At 73.5% G+C, this 17581-nt stretch carries 12 protein-coding genes; 7 read left to right on the forward strand and 5 right to left on the reverse strand.

From position 1 onward, the window contains the following. The first annotated feature begins 198 nt into the window (after positions 1-198). From K8556_RS20120 to K8556_RS20135, 4 genes are all read left to right on the forward strand, one after another. Positions 199-2049, forward strand: a complete 1851-nt coding sequence (locus K8556_RS20120) for an OPT family oligopeptide transporter (protein ID WP_223741688.1) — start codon at positions 199-201, stop codon at positions 2047-2049. A gap of 15 nt (positions 2050-2064) precedes the next feature. Further along, positions 2065-5919 carry a serine/threonine-protein kinase PknK gene (locus tag K8556_RS20125; protein ID WP_223741689.1) on the forward strand — a complete coding sequence of 1285 codons (3855 nt, stop codon included), beginning with the start codon at positions 2065-2067 and terminating at the stop codon, positions 5917-5919. Between the two features lie 119 nt (positions 5920-6038). After that, positions 6039-7604, forward strand: coding sequence for a hypothetical protein (locus K8556_RS20130; protein WP_223741690.1), 1566 nt, complete (start codon positions 6039-6041; stop codon positions 7602-7604). Between the two features lie 3 nt (positions 7605-7607). Continuing rightward, complete coding sequence (locus tag K8556_RS20135; RefSeq protein WP_223741691.1) at positions 7608-9023, forward strand: serine/threonine-protein kinase; 1416 nt, start codon at positions 7608-7610, stop codon at positions 9021-9023. Positions 9024-9029: 6 nt separating this feature from the next. Here K8556_RS20135 and K8556_RS20140 read toward each other — a convergent pair whose 3' ends face one another. From K8556_RS20140 to K8556_RS20160, 5 genes are all read right to left on the reverse strand, one after another. Next, positions 9030-10445, reverse strand: a complete 1416-nt coding sequence (locus K8556_RS20140; protein WP_223741692.1) for a sigma 54-interacting transcriptional regulator — start codon at positions 10443-10445, stop codon at positions 9030-9032. A 90-nt stretch (positions 10446-10535) separates the two neighbouring features. Beyond that, positions 10536-11333, reverse strand: a complete 798-nt coding sequence (locus tag K8556_RS20145) for a ZIP family metal transporter (RefSeq protein ID WP_223741693.1) — start codon at positions 11331-11333, stop codon at positions 10536-10538. Positions 11334-11437: 104 nt separating this feature from the next. Then, positions 11438-12418, reverse strand: coding sequence for a HEAT repeat domain-containing protein (locus tag K8556_RS20150; RefSeq protein ID WP_223741694.1), 981 nt, complete (start codon positions 12416-12418; stop codon positions 11438-11440). Beyond that, positions 12418-13584 carry a HEAT repeat domain-containing protein gene (locus K8556_RS20155; protein WP_223741695.1) on the reverse strand — a complete coding sequence of 389 codons (1167 nt, stop codon included), beginning with the start codon at positions 13582-13584 and terminating at the stop codon, positions 12418-12420. Before K8556_RS20155 ends, K8556_RS20150 begins: the two co-directional genes overlap by 1 nt. Positions 13585-13680: 96 nt before the next feature. Next, complete coding sequence (locus K8556_RS20160; RefSeq protein WP_223741696.1) at positions 13681-14226, reverse strand: M23 family metallopeptidase; 546 nt, start codon at positions 14224-14226, stop codon at positions 13681-13683. A 278-nt stretch (positions 14227-14504) separates the two neighbouring features. Between K8556_RS20160 and K8556_RS20165 the strand changes: the two genes are divergently transcribed. From K8556_RS20165 to K8556_RS20175, 3 genes are read left to right on the forward strand one after another with little or no spacing between them, the layout of a single operon-like run. Next, positions 14505-16022, forward strand: coding sequence for a M91 family zinc metallopeptidase (locus K8556_RS20165; RefSeq protein ID WP_223741697.1), 1518 nt, complete (start codon positions 14505-14507; stop codon positions 16020-16022). Between the two features lie 10 nt (positions 16023-16032). After that, positions 16033-16689 carry a hypothetical protein gene (locus K8556_RS20170; RefSeq protein ID WP_223741698.1) on the forward strand — a complete coding sequence of 219 codons (657 nt, stop codon included), beginning with the start codon at positions 16033-16035 and terminating at the stop codon, positions 16687-16689. Between the two features lie 18 nt (positions 16690-16707). Beyond that, positions 16708-17529, forward strand: coding sequence for a spermidine synthase (locus K8556_RS20175; RefSeq protein ID WP_223741699.1), 822 nt, complete (start codon positions 16708-16710; stop codon positions 17527-17529). Positions 17530-17581 lie beyond the last annotated feature (52 nt).

A 17581-nucleotide genomic window follows, 5' to 3' on the forward strand; every position in this document is an offset into this window, starting at 1 on the left:
TCTCACCATGAGTGCTGGCTCGGTTCACATTGAGTATGCTCCTGGGAGTCCTGGATGTCCCATGAAATCAGATTGGAGTCTGTGACATCCGCGTGCCTGTGATTGGGCGGTCGGGGGCGACAGGGATTGAGACATCCCGGAGCAGGCGGGGCCGGGGAGGTGGCGCGGGAGGGGACGAAGGGAGAGGATGGGCGGCCCATGCCGGCCCCCGCCCCCCGAGCCGTCCCCGCCGGGGACACGCCCTCCGACGCCTCGCTGACGCTGCTGAGCATCCCCGGCGGGACGCAGGCGGAGGTGGACACCTACTGGCTGGAGCACGTGTACCAGGGCGACCGGCTGCCCCAGCTCACCCTGCGCGCGGTGCTCCTGGGCGCGGGGCTGGGCGTGCTCACCTGCGCCACCAACCTCTACGCGGGCCTGAAGACGGGCGTGGCGTTCGGCGTGGCCGTGACCGCCGCGCTGCTCGCGTCCGCGGCGCATGGGGCGCTGCGGCGCTTGGGCCCCCGCGTCGCCGGCAGCCCGCTGTCCCTGCTGGAGCTGGGGTGCGCGCAGACGGTGGCGTCGTCGGCGGGGTACGCGACGGGCGGCGCGCTCGTGTCGGTGCAGGGGGCGTGGCTGCTGACGACGGGGCACCACCTGCCGGGGGTGACGCTGCTGGCGTGGACGTTCCTCCTGTCCGCGCTGGGGGTGCTGTTCGCGGTGCCGCTCAAGCGGCAGTTGGTGGACCGGGAGCAGCTCCCGTTCGCGTCCGGGACGGCCGCGGCGGCCACGGCTCGCGCGCTGCACTCGGGAGGGGAGGCGGCGGGGCCCCGGCTGCGCATGCTGGGCGTGGGCGGGCTTGTCGCGGGCGTGTTGACGCTCGCGCGGGATGGGTTCGGGCGCGTGCCGTATGCGTATGCGTTTCCCGGGACGTGGGGTGGGGTGTCGCTGGAGCGGTTGGGGTTCGCGCTGGAGACGGGGTTGATGCCGGTGGGCGGAGGCGCGCTGTTGGGCGTGCGGGTCACCGCGTCCATGTGGCTGGGGGCGCTCGTCGTCCATGGCGTCATCGCGCCCCGGTTGATGGTGGCGGGGGTGGTGGCCCCGGAGGGGGATTTCCTCGCGTGGGCGCTGTGGCCGGGGGCGGCGGCGCTCACCACCGCGTCGCTGTTGCAGTTCGCGCTCCAGGCCCGCGTGTGGGGCCGGGCGCTGCGGGGGCTGCGCGGGCCGCGTCAGGCGCCGCATCCCATTGAGGCGCTCCAGGTGCCCGGGCGGTGGTGGGTGGCGGGGATGCTGGTGCTGACGCCCGCGACGGTGGCGCTGGCGCGGGTGGGCTTCGACGTGCCGGTGCCGCACGCGCTGCTCGCGGTGGCGCTGTCGTTCGTGCTGTGCCTCATCTCCTGCCGTGTCACCGGGGAGACGGACGTGAGCCCCGTGGGCGCGCTGGGGCAGGTGACGCAGCTCACGTATGGCGTGCTGCTGCCTGGGGACGTGCGCGCGAACCTGGCGACCGCGGGCATCACGGTCAACGCGGCGTCCTCCTCCGCGGACCTGCTCACGGACCTGAAGGCGGGGCACCTGCTGGGCGCGAATCCGCGCCGCGTGTTCCTGGCCCAGTTGATGGGGTGTGTCGTGGGGGCGCTGGTGGTGGTGCCGCTGTTCTACCTGCTGGTGCCGGAGCCGTCGGTGCTGGGCTCGGAGCGCTTCCCGGCGCCGGCCGCGACGGTGACGGCGGGCGTGGCGCGGGTGCTGGCGTCGGGGCTGGATGCCGTCTCCGCGGACCTGCGGATTGCCATGGCGTGGGCGGCGGGGGCGGCGGCCGTCCTCACGCTGGGCGAGCAGGCGCTGCCGGAGCGCTTTCGCCGCTGGACGCCCTCGGCGGTGGGCATGGGGCTGGCGTGTCTGCTGCCTGCCTCCACGTGCCTGGGGTTCTTCCTGGGCGGGCTGGGGTGGGAGCTGGCCCGGCGGTGGCGGCCCGCGACGGAAGGGCCGGGCGTGACGCTGGCGGCCGGGCTCATCGCGGGCGAGGGGCTGGTGGGGGTGGGCATCGTCCTGGCGCGGGCGCTCTGGTAGCCTTCGGGCATCCGCATGCGCTGTCCGGTCTGCCACCGCCGCCTCGCGCCCGGCGCGGCGTGCCCCGTGAATGGCGTCGCCGCCGGGGCCGGTGTCCCCCTGGAGCCGCTGGCGATTCCCGACGTCCCCGGCCTGTCCGGTGCCGCCCTGTTGGGGGTGGGGGGCTTTGCCCACGTCTTCACGGCGGTGCGCGAGTCGGACGGCCGCGAGGTGGCGCTCAAGGTGGGGCTGGGGCCGCACCATGCGCGCTTCGCCCACGAGGCGGAGGCGCTCCGGCGCGTCGGGCCTCCCACGGTCCCGGAGGTGCTGGAGGAGGGGCGGGTGGGGGGCAGGCCCTTCCTGGTGCAGGAGCTGCTGCGAGGGCAGACGCTCGCGGCGTGGATGGCGGCGCTGCCAGGGACGGGCGCGGCGTCCGTGGCGCGGGTGCGGGAGCTGCTGACGGGGCTGTGTCCGGCGGTGGCGCGCGTGCACGCGGTGGGGGTCGCGCACCGGGACCTCAAGCCGGAGAACATCTTCCTGCGCGAAGGTGGCGCGCTGAGCCTGTTGGACTTCGGGCTCGCGCGGTGGATGGACGCGGGGCCGGCGGAGGAGGCGGGGAACCGCGCGGGCACGACGGTCTACATGGCGCCGGAGCAGTGCCTGGACGCGCGCGGGGCGGGTCCGGCGGCGGACATCTATGCGTTGGGGGTGCTGCTCTTCGAGCTGCTCACGGGGACGCCGCCGTTCCACGGCACGCCGGACGAGGTGCGCGAAGGCCACGTGAGCCAGCGTCCGCCGCGCGTGTCGGAGCGGGCCCCGGTCCCGGTGGCGTTGGACGCGGTGGTGGCGCGGTGTCTGGCCAAGGAGCCGGCGGAGCGGTACGCGAGCGCGGAGGAGGTGCTGGCCGCGTTCGAGGCGGCGTGCGCGGAAGGGCCTTCGCTGCCTGCCGTCGTCGGGGCGAGGGATGCGCGGCCGGCGCAGGGGCTGGCGACGTTCGCGGGCGCGCGGCCGGTGGCGGTGCTGGGGCTGCGCACGGCCGCGTCGGTGGAGGGGCTGGCCGCGACGCTGGAGCCGTTTGGCGGAGTGGTGGCGCGGGTCGCGGCGGGTGGCTACCTGCTCGTCTTCTGCGAGTCATTGTCCGCGGAGGCGAACGTGCGCGCGGGCGCGCTCGCGGCGCGGCGACTGGTGGAGTCCGGAGAGGCCTCGGCGGTGTTGCACGTCGCGGTGCTGTACGTGCATCCGGGCACCACGTTGCCGCGCATCGCCGGTGCCGCGCTGGAGCGGCCGGAGACGTGGTGGGGCAGGGCGCTCGCGCAGGGCGAAGTGCGGGTGACACCGGAAGCGGTCGCGCGGCTCGAGCCCGGTTGGATCGAGCCCGTCACCGGCGAGTCCACTCCGTCGCATGCGGCCAGAGAGGACGAACTCGCCGCGACGGGTGACGCCGCTGTGCCGCGAGCGGCCGTGGAGGGGACAGGCGGAGCGGTCTTCCGTCTGCGCCTCCATGACGAGGACGGCGCTCGCGTTGATGGCGAGCCCCCTCCATTCGTTGGCCGCGACTCGCTGCTGGAGGCACTGAGCGCGGACGCTGCGCGGAGCCTGTCGTCCTCGGCTCCGGGCCTGGGCGTGCTCACCGGCGAGGTGGGGCATGGCAAGTCACGGTTGCTCAAGGCGCTCGCGGTCCAGTTGGAGTCCGCGGGCCACGCGCGGGTCGTGCGTCTGCGCGCGCCCCCGCCGGATGCGTCGCTGTCCAACTCCCTCCTGGATGCCCTGCGCGCCGTCGTGGGCCGTCCTTCCGCGGAGCCCCGCATCCTGGCCGAGGCACTCCTCGCCCAGGCCCGTGAAGCCCCGCTCGTGCTTTTGCTGGACGACGCGCACCTCGCGGATCCCTTGAGCCTGGATGTGCTCGAACGCGCCACGCTCGCAGGGCCTCGGGCACCCCTTTGGATCTGCGTCGCCGGACGTCCTTCGCTCCTGGGCCTGCGTCCCCACCTGGGCGAGCGCAGCGCCCACGTCTCCCGCCACACGTTGCCGCCCCTGTCGCCGGAGGCGAGCCGCGCGGTGCTCGTCCACCTGCTGCGCCCCGCGGAGCACATCCCCGAACCCGTGCTCGCGCGCCTGGAACAACTGGCGCAGGGCGTGCCCCTGTCCCTCGTCGAGCTGGCTCGCGCGCTCCGCGCCGCCGGAGCCCTGCGCTCGGCGCCGGGGGGCGGATGGTACGTCGCGCCGGACGCGCTGCTGGACGTCTCCGTCACGCCGCTCTTTGAACGGCTGGCCCCACGCGTGCTCGCGGGCCTCCCGGAGGCCCACCGGGTGCTCGCGCGGCTGTGCGCGGTGCTGGGCACGGAGGTGGATGTCGCGCGCGTGGACGCGGCCCTTCGCCACCTGACCGCTGGACCGGAGCTGTCTCGCGCCGCCGCGCTGGACGCGGGCGCGGGCCTGCAACGGCTGACCCGCGCGGGCCTCCTGCGGCCCACCGGCCCGGGCCGCTTCGCCTTCCGCCACCCGCTCCTGCGCGAGGCCCTGGAGGCCCTGCTGCCTCCCGCGCCCCGCCGCGCGCTGCACGCCGCCGCGCTCAAGGCCAGCGTAGGCGACGACGTGGCGGAGCGCCGCCGCCGGGCCCACCACGCGGCCGTCTGCGGCGCCCACCTGGAGGCCTCGCGCGACTACCTGGCGCTCGCGGAGGAGGCCCGCTCCGGACACCTTCCCGTGGAAGCGGAGCAGCACTACACGCGCGCGCTCGCGCTGCTCCCGGAGTCCGACGATGCGCGCCGGGCCCAGGCGCTCGCGGGACGGGGCAAGGTGCGCCACCGCCTCCAGCGCTTCCGCGAAAGCCTCGCGGACCTGTCCGCCGCGCGCGCCCTGGCCCGCGTCCGGGGCGACGCCGCGCTCGAAGTGGACCTGCTGCTGGAGGAAGCCACCGCGCGCGACTGGATGGAGGACTCGGAGGGCTCCGCCGCCTGCACGCGCGAAGCGCTCGACGCCATCGAACCCCTGGACGCGCCGCGCCTGTCCCTCCGCTGTGGCCTCGCCCGCGGCCGCCTGCACGTGCGTCAGGGCGAGTGGGCCGCCGCGGCCCGCGTGCTCACCTCCACCGCCGAGGGCGCTGAACGCGCCAGGGATCACGAGACGCTGGTCGTCTCCCTGGCCCTGCTGGGCGCGGCCCTCACCTTCCTGGACCGCGCACCGGAGGCCGCCGAACGCTTCGACGAAGCCCTGGAGCGCTGCGAGGCCGCGGGCGACGGACTGCACAAGGCCGCCGTGCTGTGCAACCGCGTCCTCTTGTGGCTCCGCCAGGGAGACGTGCCCCGCATGGAGGCGGACCTGCGAAAGGCCATGGCCCTGGGCCGGGAGCTGGCCCACGCGCAGATGGAGCGCTGGTCCACCTTCAACCTGGCGGAGGTCCTCTACATGCAGGGCCGCCTGGACGAAGCGCTCCCCCTCGCGCAGCGAGCGCACGAGCTGGGAGTGCGCTTCTTCCGCGAACACCCCGTGCCCGTGGACGCGCTGCTCATCGCCCGCATCCAGGCCGCCGCGGGAGACGAGGCGGCGGCGGCCCGCCAGCTCGCCTGGATTTCGGAGCGCTGTCCGCCGGAGTCCCTGCCGCCCACCGCCATCATGCGGCGGCTGGTGGAGATCCAGGTCCATCAACAGGCCACCGGCGCCTTCCGTGCGGCGGACTGGGCCGCGCTCCACGCGGAGGCGGACGCGCTGGCTTCGCCGGATGAGAAGGCGGAGATCCTCCTGCAGGCCACCGGCATCGCGCGCCGCACGGGCGCCATGGAAGAAGCCCGCGCGTGGCTCGAGCGCGCCAGACCCGCCGTGGCGGAAGCCCCGCTGTGGTCTACGCGTTTCCACGCATTGCGTGCCGCGCTCGCACCCGCAGCGCTGTAACGGGAAACGCTACACGGTGCCGCGCACGTAACCTTTCGCGCTACAGGGAGACAAGAAGGCCGCGCCTGGGGTTTCCTTCCCCTCCCATTTCCGAATCCTGCCCAAGGAGTGTTCGCGCGATGGCCTCCTCCGTCCTCCGAGTCCCCTGGTGTTTCCTGTTGCTGGCCCTGACCGGCTGCGAGCCCGCGCTCCCGGAAGACACCACCTCCAGCGCCGACGCGGACGTGGCGCTCGGCAAGAGCGAGGCGGACATCCGCATCGCCAACTCGCTCCTCACGCGGGAGCTGGTGCTCAACGCCATCGCCGCGAACCACGACGCCAACGAGGCGCTGTCCACCCACTCGCTGGAGTCCCTCTTCGACCCCGACGTGATGAGCCCCGGCGCGGACAGCGCGCTCGTCAACCACCAGCTCCGCGACCCGTACGCGCAGCGCTTCATGGCGTACCTGGTGAGCTGCGCGCTGGGCGAAGGGGAGACGCTCGAGTGGCTCAACCCCTTCCTGTCCGCCGGCTCCCAGCGCAGTGAATGGGCCGGCTCCGCGGGCCTCTGCCCGTGGTGGCGCACGCAGGCGCCGGGCGACGCGTGCCTCCGGCGCGTGACGGCGTGCCTCCTGTCGCGCAACAACGGCCTGGGCTACCGCGTGGAGCTGTCCATGCGCGGCGAGATCCGTGAGCCCGCGGCCTCCATCGCGGAGCCGTTCTCGCTGGACCCGTGGTCGGTGCCGCTGGACCAGGTGCCGACCGCGACGTCGTCGGTGAACAGCGCCGTGCCGTGCGACTCCCAGACGCTGGGCGCGGATCGGGACTGCGGCTGGAAGATGCACTCGGTGGGGTGGTGCCCGGCGAACCAGACCATCTCCGTGGGCGCGGGAGGCCCGGCGATCTGCCCGTCCGGGACGCCGCTGGGCTCCAGCTCCGAAGCGCGCATGGTGCTGCGCGTGTGCCGGGGCATCGCCGGCTGCGACAAGGCGGACGCGCGGCACGTGGCGTCCAGCCAGGGGTGCGTGCCGGAGTCCACGGACCCCTCGTCCTCCACGGACACGGACCCCTCCGTGACCTTCACCTGCCCCGCGGCGGGTGGGTACTTCACGGTGATGACCGCGCCCTGGGACAGCGACGTGGAGGGCACGGCGACCGTGGGCGTCTCCGCCGGCGTGCAGGCGCCGCTCTCCGAGCGCGCCGTGTACCGGGTCCGCGAGGGCGCCTTCTACGGCAACCTCTTCGGCACGGAGGCGCTCCGCGGCGACATCAACGTGACGGTGACGTTGGTGGCGGGGTCGAAGGACCGCTACACCGTCAACCGCCCGAAGGGCCGCCAGTCGAAGCCCATCTTCAAGGACCTCTACTCCTGCTACGACCCGGGCTGGGTGTACGGCCGGGCCTACGCGACCTACCGCGTGTGCGCGCTGCCGGGCACGGAGGAGGACTGCGCGGCCACCGTGACGGGCCCGTGCTGGACCCCCGACGCGAGCATCGCCCGCCAGTGCAAGACGCAGGACGGCCCGCTGCTGGCGGGCGACGGCGACTTCGAGCTCTGCAAGGACACGTCCGGCCGCGTCTGGGAGGAGCCCATCACCGTCTACCTGAATGGCGCGTGCGACCTGGTGGATGAGCAGCACCTCGACCTGTGCAAGCGCTGGACGGAGCCCCCGCCGCCGCAGGAGACGTCCCGGGGCAAGTGGTAGCCCATGGCGGGCAACGGCGAGGAGTCCCTCTACGGCGAGGAGCTGCGGCCCGGCGCGCTCGTGGGCGAGTGGGTCGTGGACCGGGTCCAGGTCCACGGCCCGGTGTCCGCGCTGTACCGGGCGCGGCACGCGCGAACCGGCGTGCCCGCGGCGCTGAAGGTGCTGCACCCGCAGGTGGCCGCAGCGGCGGTGGCGCTGCGGCGCTTCCGGCGTGAAGCGGCCACGCTCCAGCGGCTGCGCCACCCGCACATCGTCACGGTGCTGGGGTACGGCGAGCTGTCGGACGGACGTCCCTTCATCGCCATGGAGTGGCTGGAGGGGCAGGACCTGGCGGCGGAGCTGGCCACGCGAGGACCCCTGTCCCCGCGCGAGGTGCTGGAGGTGATGGAGCAGGTGGGCGCGGCGCTGCGGGTGGCGCACGCGGCGGGCGTGGTGCACCGCGACCTGAAGGTGCAGAACGTGGTGCGGCTGGCGCCGGGGCGCGGCGGGCCCGCCGTGAAGCTGGTGGACTTCGGCGTGGCGAAGGGGCTGGTGCCGGGCGCGCCGGGAAGCTCGTCGCTCACGCACACCGGCGTGGTGCTGGGCACGCCGCTGTCCATGGCGCCGGAGCAGATCCGCGGCGAGGTGCCGGACGCGCGCACGGACCTGTACGCCGCGGGCGTGCTGCTCTTCCAGTTGCTCACGGGCATGCCGCCCTTCCAGGGCACCACGCGCCACGAGGTGGAGCAGCAGCACCTGCACGCGCCGCCGCCGCGCCCCGGAGAGCACGCGCCGGTGTCCGCCGCGCTGGACGCGGTGGTGCTGCGCTGTCTGCGCAAGGCGCGCGAGGAGCGCCACCCGGACGTGGACGCGCTCCTGGAGGACCTGCGGGGCGCGGTGCTGGGAGGCGCGGCGCCGGTGGAGGTGCCGCGCGCGGTGGGCCTGTACGTGGAGGCCCGGCTCACGGGAGCACCGGACGCGGGCGCCATGGAGGACCTGGACGCGAGCCTGGAGCGCGCGAGTACCCTGGCGCGCGAGGCCGGGCTGGAGGTGCGGGTGATGGGCGGCGCGTGCCTGCTCGCCGTGGCCAGCCTCCCGGACGACGTGCGCCGGGAGCGGGAGCTGCGCGCACGCGTGCTGGACGTGGGGCTCGCGCTGACGGGCCAGGGGCCCTCCGACGCGCGCCTGCACGTCACCGTGCACGTGGACCGGCTGACGTCACGCGAAGAGGCCCACGGCTGGACGGAGTCCACGGCCTCCGCGTGGGACGGGGCGGGCGGGGAAGGGGGCCTGCTCCACCTGCCCGGCTGGGTGCGGGACGACGCGGAAGCCGCCACGCCCATCGTCACCGGCGCGGCGCTGCGGGGGCTGGAGGCGGACTTCATGGCCAGCCCGGTGCCGGAGGCTCCCGAGCGCTGGCGGCTCTCCTCCCGGCGCTGAAGCCGCCTACGGCTTGATGCCGTGCCGGCGCAGGAGCCGGTAGAAGTGCACGCGGTCCATGCCGGCGGTGACGGCGGCCTGGGCCACCTTGCCCTGGTGCTTCTCCAGGAGCGCCCGCAGATACCTGCGCTCGAAGTCGTCCACCACGCGCCGGCGCTGCTCCGCGTACGGCCGCGACAGGTCCAGCTCCAGCGGGCTGCCCTCCGGGCGCGAGTCCTCCTCCGCCAGCGGCAGCGCGTCCTCGAACACCAGGCAGCGCTCCAGGTGGTTGCGCAGCTCGCGCACGTTGCCCGGCCACGCCGCGTGCCTCAGGCGCGACAGGAACTCCGGCGTGCGCAGCGCGCCCGTGCGCTCCGGATCCGCGCCCAGCGACGCCAGGATGCCCGACACCAGCATGGGCAGGTCCTCCGGCCGCTGGCGCAAGGAGGGCATGGCGATCCTCAGCACCGCGAGCCGGAAGAAGAGGTCCGAGCGGAAGCGGCCCGCGTTCACCTCCGCGCGCAGGTCGCGGTGCGTGGCCGCGATGAGCCGCACGTCCACCGGCTGGTACGTGTTGCTGCCCACCCGGCGGATCTCCCGGTTCTCCAGCACGCGCAGCAGCTTGGGCTGCAGCTCCGGGGGCAGTTCGCCAATCTCGTCCAGGAAGACGGTGCCGCCGTCGGCCTCCTCGAAGACGCCCGCGCGCCGGCTCACCGCGCCGGTGAAGGAGCCCTTCTCATGGCCGAACAGCTCGCTCTCCAGGATGTGCGCGGGGATGGCGCCGCAGTCCACCACCAGGAAGGCCGCGTCCTTGCGCCGGCTGGCCTGGTGGATGGCGAGCGCCGCCTGGCTCTTGCCCGTGCCCGTCTCGCCCTCCAGCAGCACCGTGACGTCGCGTGCGGAGGCCCGCTCCATCATCGCGAAGCAGCCGCGCATGGCCACGGACGTGCCCACCAGCGTGCCGAAGCGCGTCAGCTCCGACAGGGGCAGCCGGTTGCTCTCCGCGCTGAAATCGAAGCGCAGCACCACGCGGCCCAGCCGCAGCAGGCTGCCGCTGCGCAGGATGCCCTCCACCACCTGCACGCCGTCCACGATGACGCCGTTGAGGCTGTCCAGGTCCTTCACCTGCGGGCCCTTGGGGCCGATGCGCACCTCGCAGTGGAAGCGCGACACGGTGGAGTCCTCCACCGCGAAGTCGTTGAGCGGATGCGAGCCCACCGAGCAGGTGTCCGCCGTGGACTCCCACACCGTGCCCGCGCCCGGGCCCTCCACCACGGACAGGCGGAAGCGGCGCACCGTGGGCAGGTCCCCCGGCCGGCGGGCCTGCTCATACGGCAGCGTCACGTGGAGCGCGGCCTCCTGCGCCTCTTCGTCCGGGCGCGCGCCCTTGTCCTTCGACTCCCCGGGGGCCCCGTCGACGCGGGTTCGATCCGACACAGACATGCGGCTGAAACTACCACGTCCGGGCCACCCGGGGCTGCGGCAGCCGGGTGTCCTCCAGGACACAGACGCGGCTCGCGCGCACGCAAAGCATCAGCTCAGCGTCACGTCCAGGAACATCATCAGCACGAAGCCCACCATCAGCCCGGCGGTGGCCTCCTTCGCGTACTCCTGGCGGTGGCTTTCGGGGATCATCTCGTCGCTGACGACGTACAGCATGGAGCCGCCCGCGAACGCGAGCGCCCACGGCAGCACGCCCGACGCGAACGACGTGGCGAAGAAGCCCACCAGCGCGGCCACGCCCTCCACCAGCCCCGTGTAGAGCGCCACCAGCACCGCCTGCTTGCGGCTGTACGCCACGCCCATCAGCGCCAGCGCGACGACGAAGCCCTCCGGGATGTCCTGCAGCCCGATGCCCACGAGGATGGGCACGGCGATGGTCATGGAGCGGCTGCCCACGCCGGTGCCCACCGCCAGGCCCTCCGGGAAGTTGTGCAGCGCGATGGCCAGCACGAACAGCCAGATGCGCTTCAGGTTCACCGCCTCCGCGTTGCCCTCCTGCCCCTTGATGAAGTGCTCGTGGGGGATGAAGCGGTTGCACAGGTGCAGGAACAGGCCGCCCACCAGCATGCTGCCGCCCACCACCAGCGCGGGCACGAAGCGCGACGTGGAGCGCTCCTCCGCCAGGTGGATGGCGGGGACGACGAGCGAGAAGGCCGTGGCCGCGAGCATCACGCCCGCGCTGAAGCCCATCAGCACGTCCTTGGTGCGCTGGGAGATGCCGCCCATGGCCAGGGCGGGCACGGCGCCCAGGCTGGTGGACAGGACGGTGACGGCGCTGCCAACGAGCGCCAGGGCGAGGGTGGACGAGCCGAAACCGCTGTCGGACATGGCCCCCTCAACCTGTCGCACTCCCCGCCGCCCGGCCACCTTTTCAGCAGGGGCCGGGCACGAGGGATGCCCGCCATGGAACAACCGCGCCGGGAGGGACGCACTCAGGGCGACAGGCGCTGCTTCTCCCGCTGGATGAGGTGCCACTCCTGGAGGTTCTTCTGGAGCGCGGACAGCCACGCGTCGATCTCCGGATCCAGGCGCTTGTCCACGCCGCGCAGGGACTCCAGCAGCGGCCGGGCGCCGGACTGGCCCAGCCGCGCCAGTCCCTCCAGCGCGGACTTGCGCACCGCCAGGTCGCTGTCGCTCCGGTACAGCGACGTGAGCGAGCGGCGCGCCCCCGCGGACTCGGAGCCCGGCACACCGCCCAGCGCCTTCGCCGCCGCCGCGCGCAGGCCCGCGTCCTCCGAACGCAGTTGCTGGGTGAGCTTGCGCACGACCTCCGGGCTCGCGGCCTCCATGGAGACCTCGCCCAGCAGGCGCTTTGCCAGCGCCGGGTCGTCCGTGGCCGTGGCGACCTTCACCGCCGCCTCCGCCAGCTCCGGGTTGTGGCCGAAGTAGATGCCGGCGCTCTCCGTCACCAGGTTCTCCACCACCGCCTGACGCACCTCCGGCGCGCTGTCGCGCACGAGCTGTTCGTAGTTCACCACGTCGCCGTTCTTCGCCATGAACTCCACGGACGGGGAGCCCTGGAGCGCACGCACGGCGGCGGCGCGCAGGCCGGGGTCCGCGTCCTGGCTCGCGCGGGAGAGCAGCGGCTGGAGCAGCTCCGGCTTCTGGGCGTTGCTCGCCTTGGTGGCCAGCGCCGCGCCCACGGCCTCCAGCACGGCGGGGTCGCGCTCCTGGCTCACCACCCGGCCCAGGGCCTCCGGCGGCAGGGCGATGGCGGCCTCCTTCAAGCGCAGCCGCGCGTACTTGCGGTACGCGGGCGAGCCCGTCCGCATGGCCACGCGCACCTCGTCCAGCATGCCCTCCACCGTGCAGACCGTCTGGGTGGGGACGGCGACGGGCGCGCCCTGCGCCAGGGCCAGGCCGGGCAACAGCGCCAGCCAGAGCACCCGGGTCTTCCTCGTTCGCGAGCCCATCAGTGCGGCGCTCCTTCCTCGACCACGCAGTCGTGGTGCTCCTTCTTGCCCAGCCAGATGCGCGCGAAGTCCGTGGTGCCGCTGGCGTACAGCGCCTTGAAGTCCAGATAGTCCTGCCGCAGGCGCGGGTCCTTGCGCGCGAACTCCTCCACCAGCGGCAGGGCGTCCGCGCCGGCCGCGCGCACCGCGAAGCGCAGGAAGGCCCAGCGCACGCACAGGTCCTGCTCACCGTCGAAGGCGGCGCGGTACGCGGCCAGGGCCTTCTGCGGGTCCTCCGTGACGGCGAGCCGGAAGGCGGCCATCTCGCGCACGTCGCGCTCCTTGTCGGTGCGCATCACCTTGGAGAGCGCGTCGATGGAGTCCGGGTCGAGCAGCGGGTCGGAGTACGACGGCATCTCCAGCGCGAGCAGCCGCACCGCCGTGTCCTCCGACGTGGTGCCGATGTCCAGCAGGTCCTTCCAGTACGGCGCATACGTGCCGGTGCGCTCGTAGTCCTCCTTCATCACCCGGCCCAGCGTGCGCGTGGCCACCCACGCGGCCGAGTCCGCGGAGTCGTCCAGCGCGATGGCCTTGAGCCGGCCGCGCGTCTCCGGCGTGAAGCGGTGCTGCGTCTCCAGCGCGTCCAGCGCGGAGGCGCGGTCCGTCGTGGCCAGCGACTTGTCCTCGGCCACGGACATCAGCTTCTCCGTGACGCGCGGGTGGCGCACGGCGGGCGCGGCCTTGAGGGCCTCCAGGTAGATGGCCGGCTCCGGCGGCGCCGCGCTCACCGCCCACGCCACCAGTTGCAGCGCGCGGTCCGGGTCGTTGCCCACCAGCTCCGTCAGGCGCTCCTGGAGGTAGGCCACCAGCGCGGTGTCGCGCGCCTGGATGGCGGCGGCCACGGCGGCGTGCAGCGACTCCAGCGTCGCGGACCTGTCCAGCGCGGCCAGCCCGTCCCAGCACCCGGGCATGGGGATCTCCTCGCGCGGTCCGGTGCGCGCGGCGGGCGGAGTCGTCGCGGTGGCCGCATTCCCGGCGGCGGCCGTGGGCACGGAAGGCGTCGCCGCGACGGGCAGCGGAGGTCCGGCGTCATTGCTCCCGGCCGAGCCCCGCCACCACACGACGCCCAGGGCGACGAGGAGGACGAGGCCGGCGAGCGCGACCTTGAAGAGGGGACGGGAGGTCATGTCGAAGGGGGCTCACACGGTGAGGGAGGGAAGGGCGCACGCGCGCCGGAAACAGCCGGGCGGGGCGCACGCGGCCCCCGCCCGGAGCCACACGGGCTACAGCGTGGGGACGCCCAGCCGGTTGTTGCAGTAGGCGTTGGTGCCGCACGTGGTGCCGACGCTGGTGTACCAGGCCGACTTGCGCGTGCCGTACTGCCGGTTGTCCGCGTGAACGTGCGGGCCGGTGGCGTTGCCCGTGCCGCCCACGAGCCCCAGCGCGCAGCGGTCGCACGTCTTCGTGCCGGAGCTGACGTTGGCGTAGAAGTGCAGTTGGCGGAAGTCCCAGCCGCTCGCGCCGGACACCACGTAGTAGTTGCCCGCGCCGCCGTTGCAGGTGGAGCCGTAGCAGGCCCCCGCGCAGCCGCCGTAGTAGTAATAGTAGTAGTTGCCCACCAGCATGCCCCGGTGGTTCCACTCGCCGCAGGTGCCGTTACCAATGTCCAGCGCCGTGTGGCTGCTCCCGGTGCAACTGTAATAGGTGGTCGAGTTCACGTAGGCCGCCGTGTCGCAGATGGGGCCGTTCGCCGTGGCCGCCACTCCCGGTGCGGCCCACGCCGCGGCGGCCAGCGCCACCCCGGCGGACAGCAACGTCTTCATCTTCATGCGGTGCTCCCTCCCGTCATCCGTCCTCCGTTCCCCGACGAATGGGGTGGAGGCGGTGAAGCTGTAATACATGAAAAGCTGGAAACCGTCTCGGGGATTGGGAATTGAGAAACACAGCGATTCCAGGGGCTTCCGTGCCGCGCCGTGTCGTTTTCCGGCAGCCGACGCAACTGGCGGCAAACGTTCACGACAATCTGGAATGTCGGCGTTCGGCCGACCCTGGCGACCCGCCGCCGGGACCCTCAGGCCAGGTGTCTCCGTCACCTGGGAGAAGCGACATGACCACGATTGGCAAGCCCGGCTCGCGCACGACGTCCCCTGTCAGCACCCCGCAGCCGAAGACGCTCGCGACGCCCGCGAAGCCCAACGCGGTGAAGGCCGCCGTCACGCAGCGGATGTCGGACGGCTTCGACGCCGGGCCCCGCGCGGGGGCGCGCCCCCCGTTGTCGGAGGTGCGCACCACGGAGACGGCGCTGAAGAAGGACAAGGACGGCGGCGGCTTCCTGGGCGGCATCGCGTCGAGCGTCGGTTCGGCCCTCGACAAGATTGGCAAGGGCGTGGCGAAGGCGCTCGCGCCGCAGGTGAGCACGAACGCGGACGGGCGCACGGTGGTGGACCTGGGCGCGGGCAACAACACCGCGACGGTGTCGCAGAACAAGGACGGCGGGCTGACCATCAAGTCCGGCAGCGACACGGTGACGCTGACGGCGGAGCAGGCCCGGGGCGCCATCATCAACGGCGGCGCGGGCAACGACTCCATCACCGTGGACAAGAGCGTCACGCAGGACATCACCCTGGATGGCGGTGAGGGCGACGACAAGCTCACCGGCGGCGCGGGCAACGACACGCTCATCGGCGGCGCGGGCAACGACACCGTCATCGGCGGTGAGGGCAACGACACGCTGAGGGGCCAGGACGGCGACGACTACCTGGAGGGCGGCGCGGGTGATGACCGCGTCTACGGCGGCGAGGGCCGCGACGTGCTCTACGGCCTGGACGGCAATGACACCCTGTCGGGCGGCAAGGGCCGGGACTACATCGACGCGGGCGCGGGCAACGACCGGGCCTTCGGCGGCGAGGGCGACGACCAGGTCATCGGCGGGCGCGGCGACGACACGCTGTCTGGCGGCGCGGGCAACGACGCGGTGGCGGGCGGCGAGGGCAAGGACACGGTCCGGGGCGGCACGGGCACGGACAAGCTCTACGTGGAGGACAACGAGGCCACCTGCGACGCGGCCGAGGGCGAGCGCGAGATCGTCGACATGACGAACGCGGACCAGCGCGGCTCCTCCGTCTCCGTGACGGGCAGCGCGGAGTTCCAGGCGCGCGTGCAGTCGGACCTGGACGCGATGCGCTCGCTGCCTTCGGGCCAGGAGCTGCTGGGCACGCTGGACGCCAGCGGCAAGAAGACGGTCATCCGCGAGACGTCCAGCGGCAACAGCGCGGGCGGCACGAACTTCAACGACGGCTTCATGAACGCGGACGGCACGCCGGGCAAGGGCACGGACGCGCAGGTGAACTACAACACCACGCGCATCTCGCTGGGCAGCGAGGAGTGGATGAACCGCCCGCCGGTGGTGGGCCTGTTCCACGAGCTGGTGCACGCCTCGGACATGAACAACGGCACGCTGGCGCTGGGCTCCAAGAACGGCACGCGCAACCTGGAGACCTCCGCGGTGGGCCTGCCCATCGACCTGGACCAGGACCCGTCCACGCCGGACGTGGTGCAGGGCGGCCGTCCCGGAGAGAACGTCCTGCGTGACGACCTGAACCTGCCCACCCGCCCGCGCTACTAGGATGCGGGGGATGAGGACGTTCCGCCTCGCTGGTGCCATCATGGCGCTGGCAATCATCGTGGGCTGTGCGCGGGCGCCGGAGCGGCCCGCGCCCCCAGCAGCGGAGCCAGGAGGACAGCGCGTGGCCCAGGCGGACGTGGAGCTGAAGGTGGAGTCGGTGGCGCGCGAGGCGGACACGCTCGCCGTCACCTACGCGGTGCACAACCGGACCCGGAAGGCCGTGCTGCTGCTGGACGGCCTGTGGGACGTGGGCTTCAGCGGCCACCTCACGCTGGCGCCCGAGCGGGCCTACGTGGACCTGTCCGGCGGCAAGGTGGTGCTGTCGCGCATGCTGCTGCCGGTGCCGGAGGACCTGGCGGTGGAGGCGCCGGAGGTGCCCGCGGTCAGCCGCGTGGAGCCAGGCGCCACGGCGAGCCGCCGCGCGGTGGTGCCGCTGCCCCTGCGCACCGCGCTGCCGTACCCCACGGGCCCGGAGGAGACGCGCGAGCTGTCCACCGTGCGCGAGGTGTCCCTGCGCGTGGGCTACCTGCCGGACGCGGAGGCCATTCCGTTGAGCCAGGGGAAGGACTCGCAGGGCACGCCCATCCAGACGCCGCAGTTCGGGCCGGCGGTGACGGCGCAGCGGGTGCTGGACAGCGGGCCCCTGCCGGTGACGGACGCGAAGTAGGGAGCCCGGGCCCTGGCGTTGGAGGACGAACGCGATGACGGCTCCGGGCCCGTCATCGTCACCGAGGACGCGGAAGGGCGCCGCTCGCTTCGCTTCGGCGACGGGGGGGCGCGCCAGAGCGTGGTGTGGCCCGGCGAGCCGCTGCGGCTGGAGCTGCCGTACACCCGCATGGTGATGGTGGCGCTGGCGTTCGTGCCCCAGCCGGAGAACATCCTCGCCATCGGGTTGGGGGGCGGCTCCATCCCCATGTTCCTGCGCGCGGTGCTGCCGGACACGCACATCGACGTGGTGGAGCTGGACGCGGCGGTGGTGGACGCCGCGAAGGAGTACTGCGGCTTCCAGGAGGACGCGCTCCTGCGCGCGCACGTGGCGGACGGGCGGGCCTTCATCGAAGCGGACGGGCCGCCCTATGACATCATCATCCTGGACGCGTACGGGGCGGATCAGATTCCGGGGCACCTGGCCACGCGCGAGTTCCTGGGCGCGGTGCGCGCGCGGCTGACGCGGGGCGGGGTGGTGGTGAGCAACGTCTGGGAGTCCGCGGGGAACCCGCACTACGACGCGATGGTGCGCACCTACCAGGTGAGCTTCCACGGCCTGTCCATCTTCGAGGTGCCCACCACGACCAACCGCATCCTGGTGGGGTTGGAGGGGCCGCGGCGGCTGACGCGCGAGGCGCTGGTGGAGCAGGCCCGCCGGGTGGAGCGGGAGCGGAAGCTGCCGTTCCGGTTGAGCACGCTGGTGGCGCAGCGCTACCGGCCCCTGACGCGGCGGCTGGGACGGGGGAGGGTGCTGACGGACGCGGGGCTGGGGTCCGACGGCCTCATCCCGGACGAGTGAGGCCGCTCTGCTGGCCAGTGAGCACGGCCCCGCCCGGCCGCGACTGAATCAG

The sequence above is a fragment of the Corallococcus sp. AS-1-12 genome (assembly GCF_020036995.1).
Classification (GTDB): Bacteria; Myxococcota; Myxococcia; order Myxococcales; family Myxococcaceae; genus Corallococcus.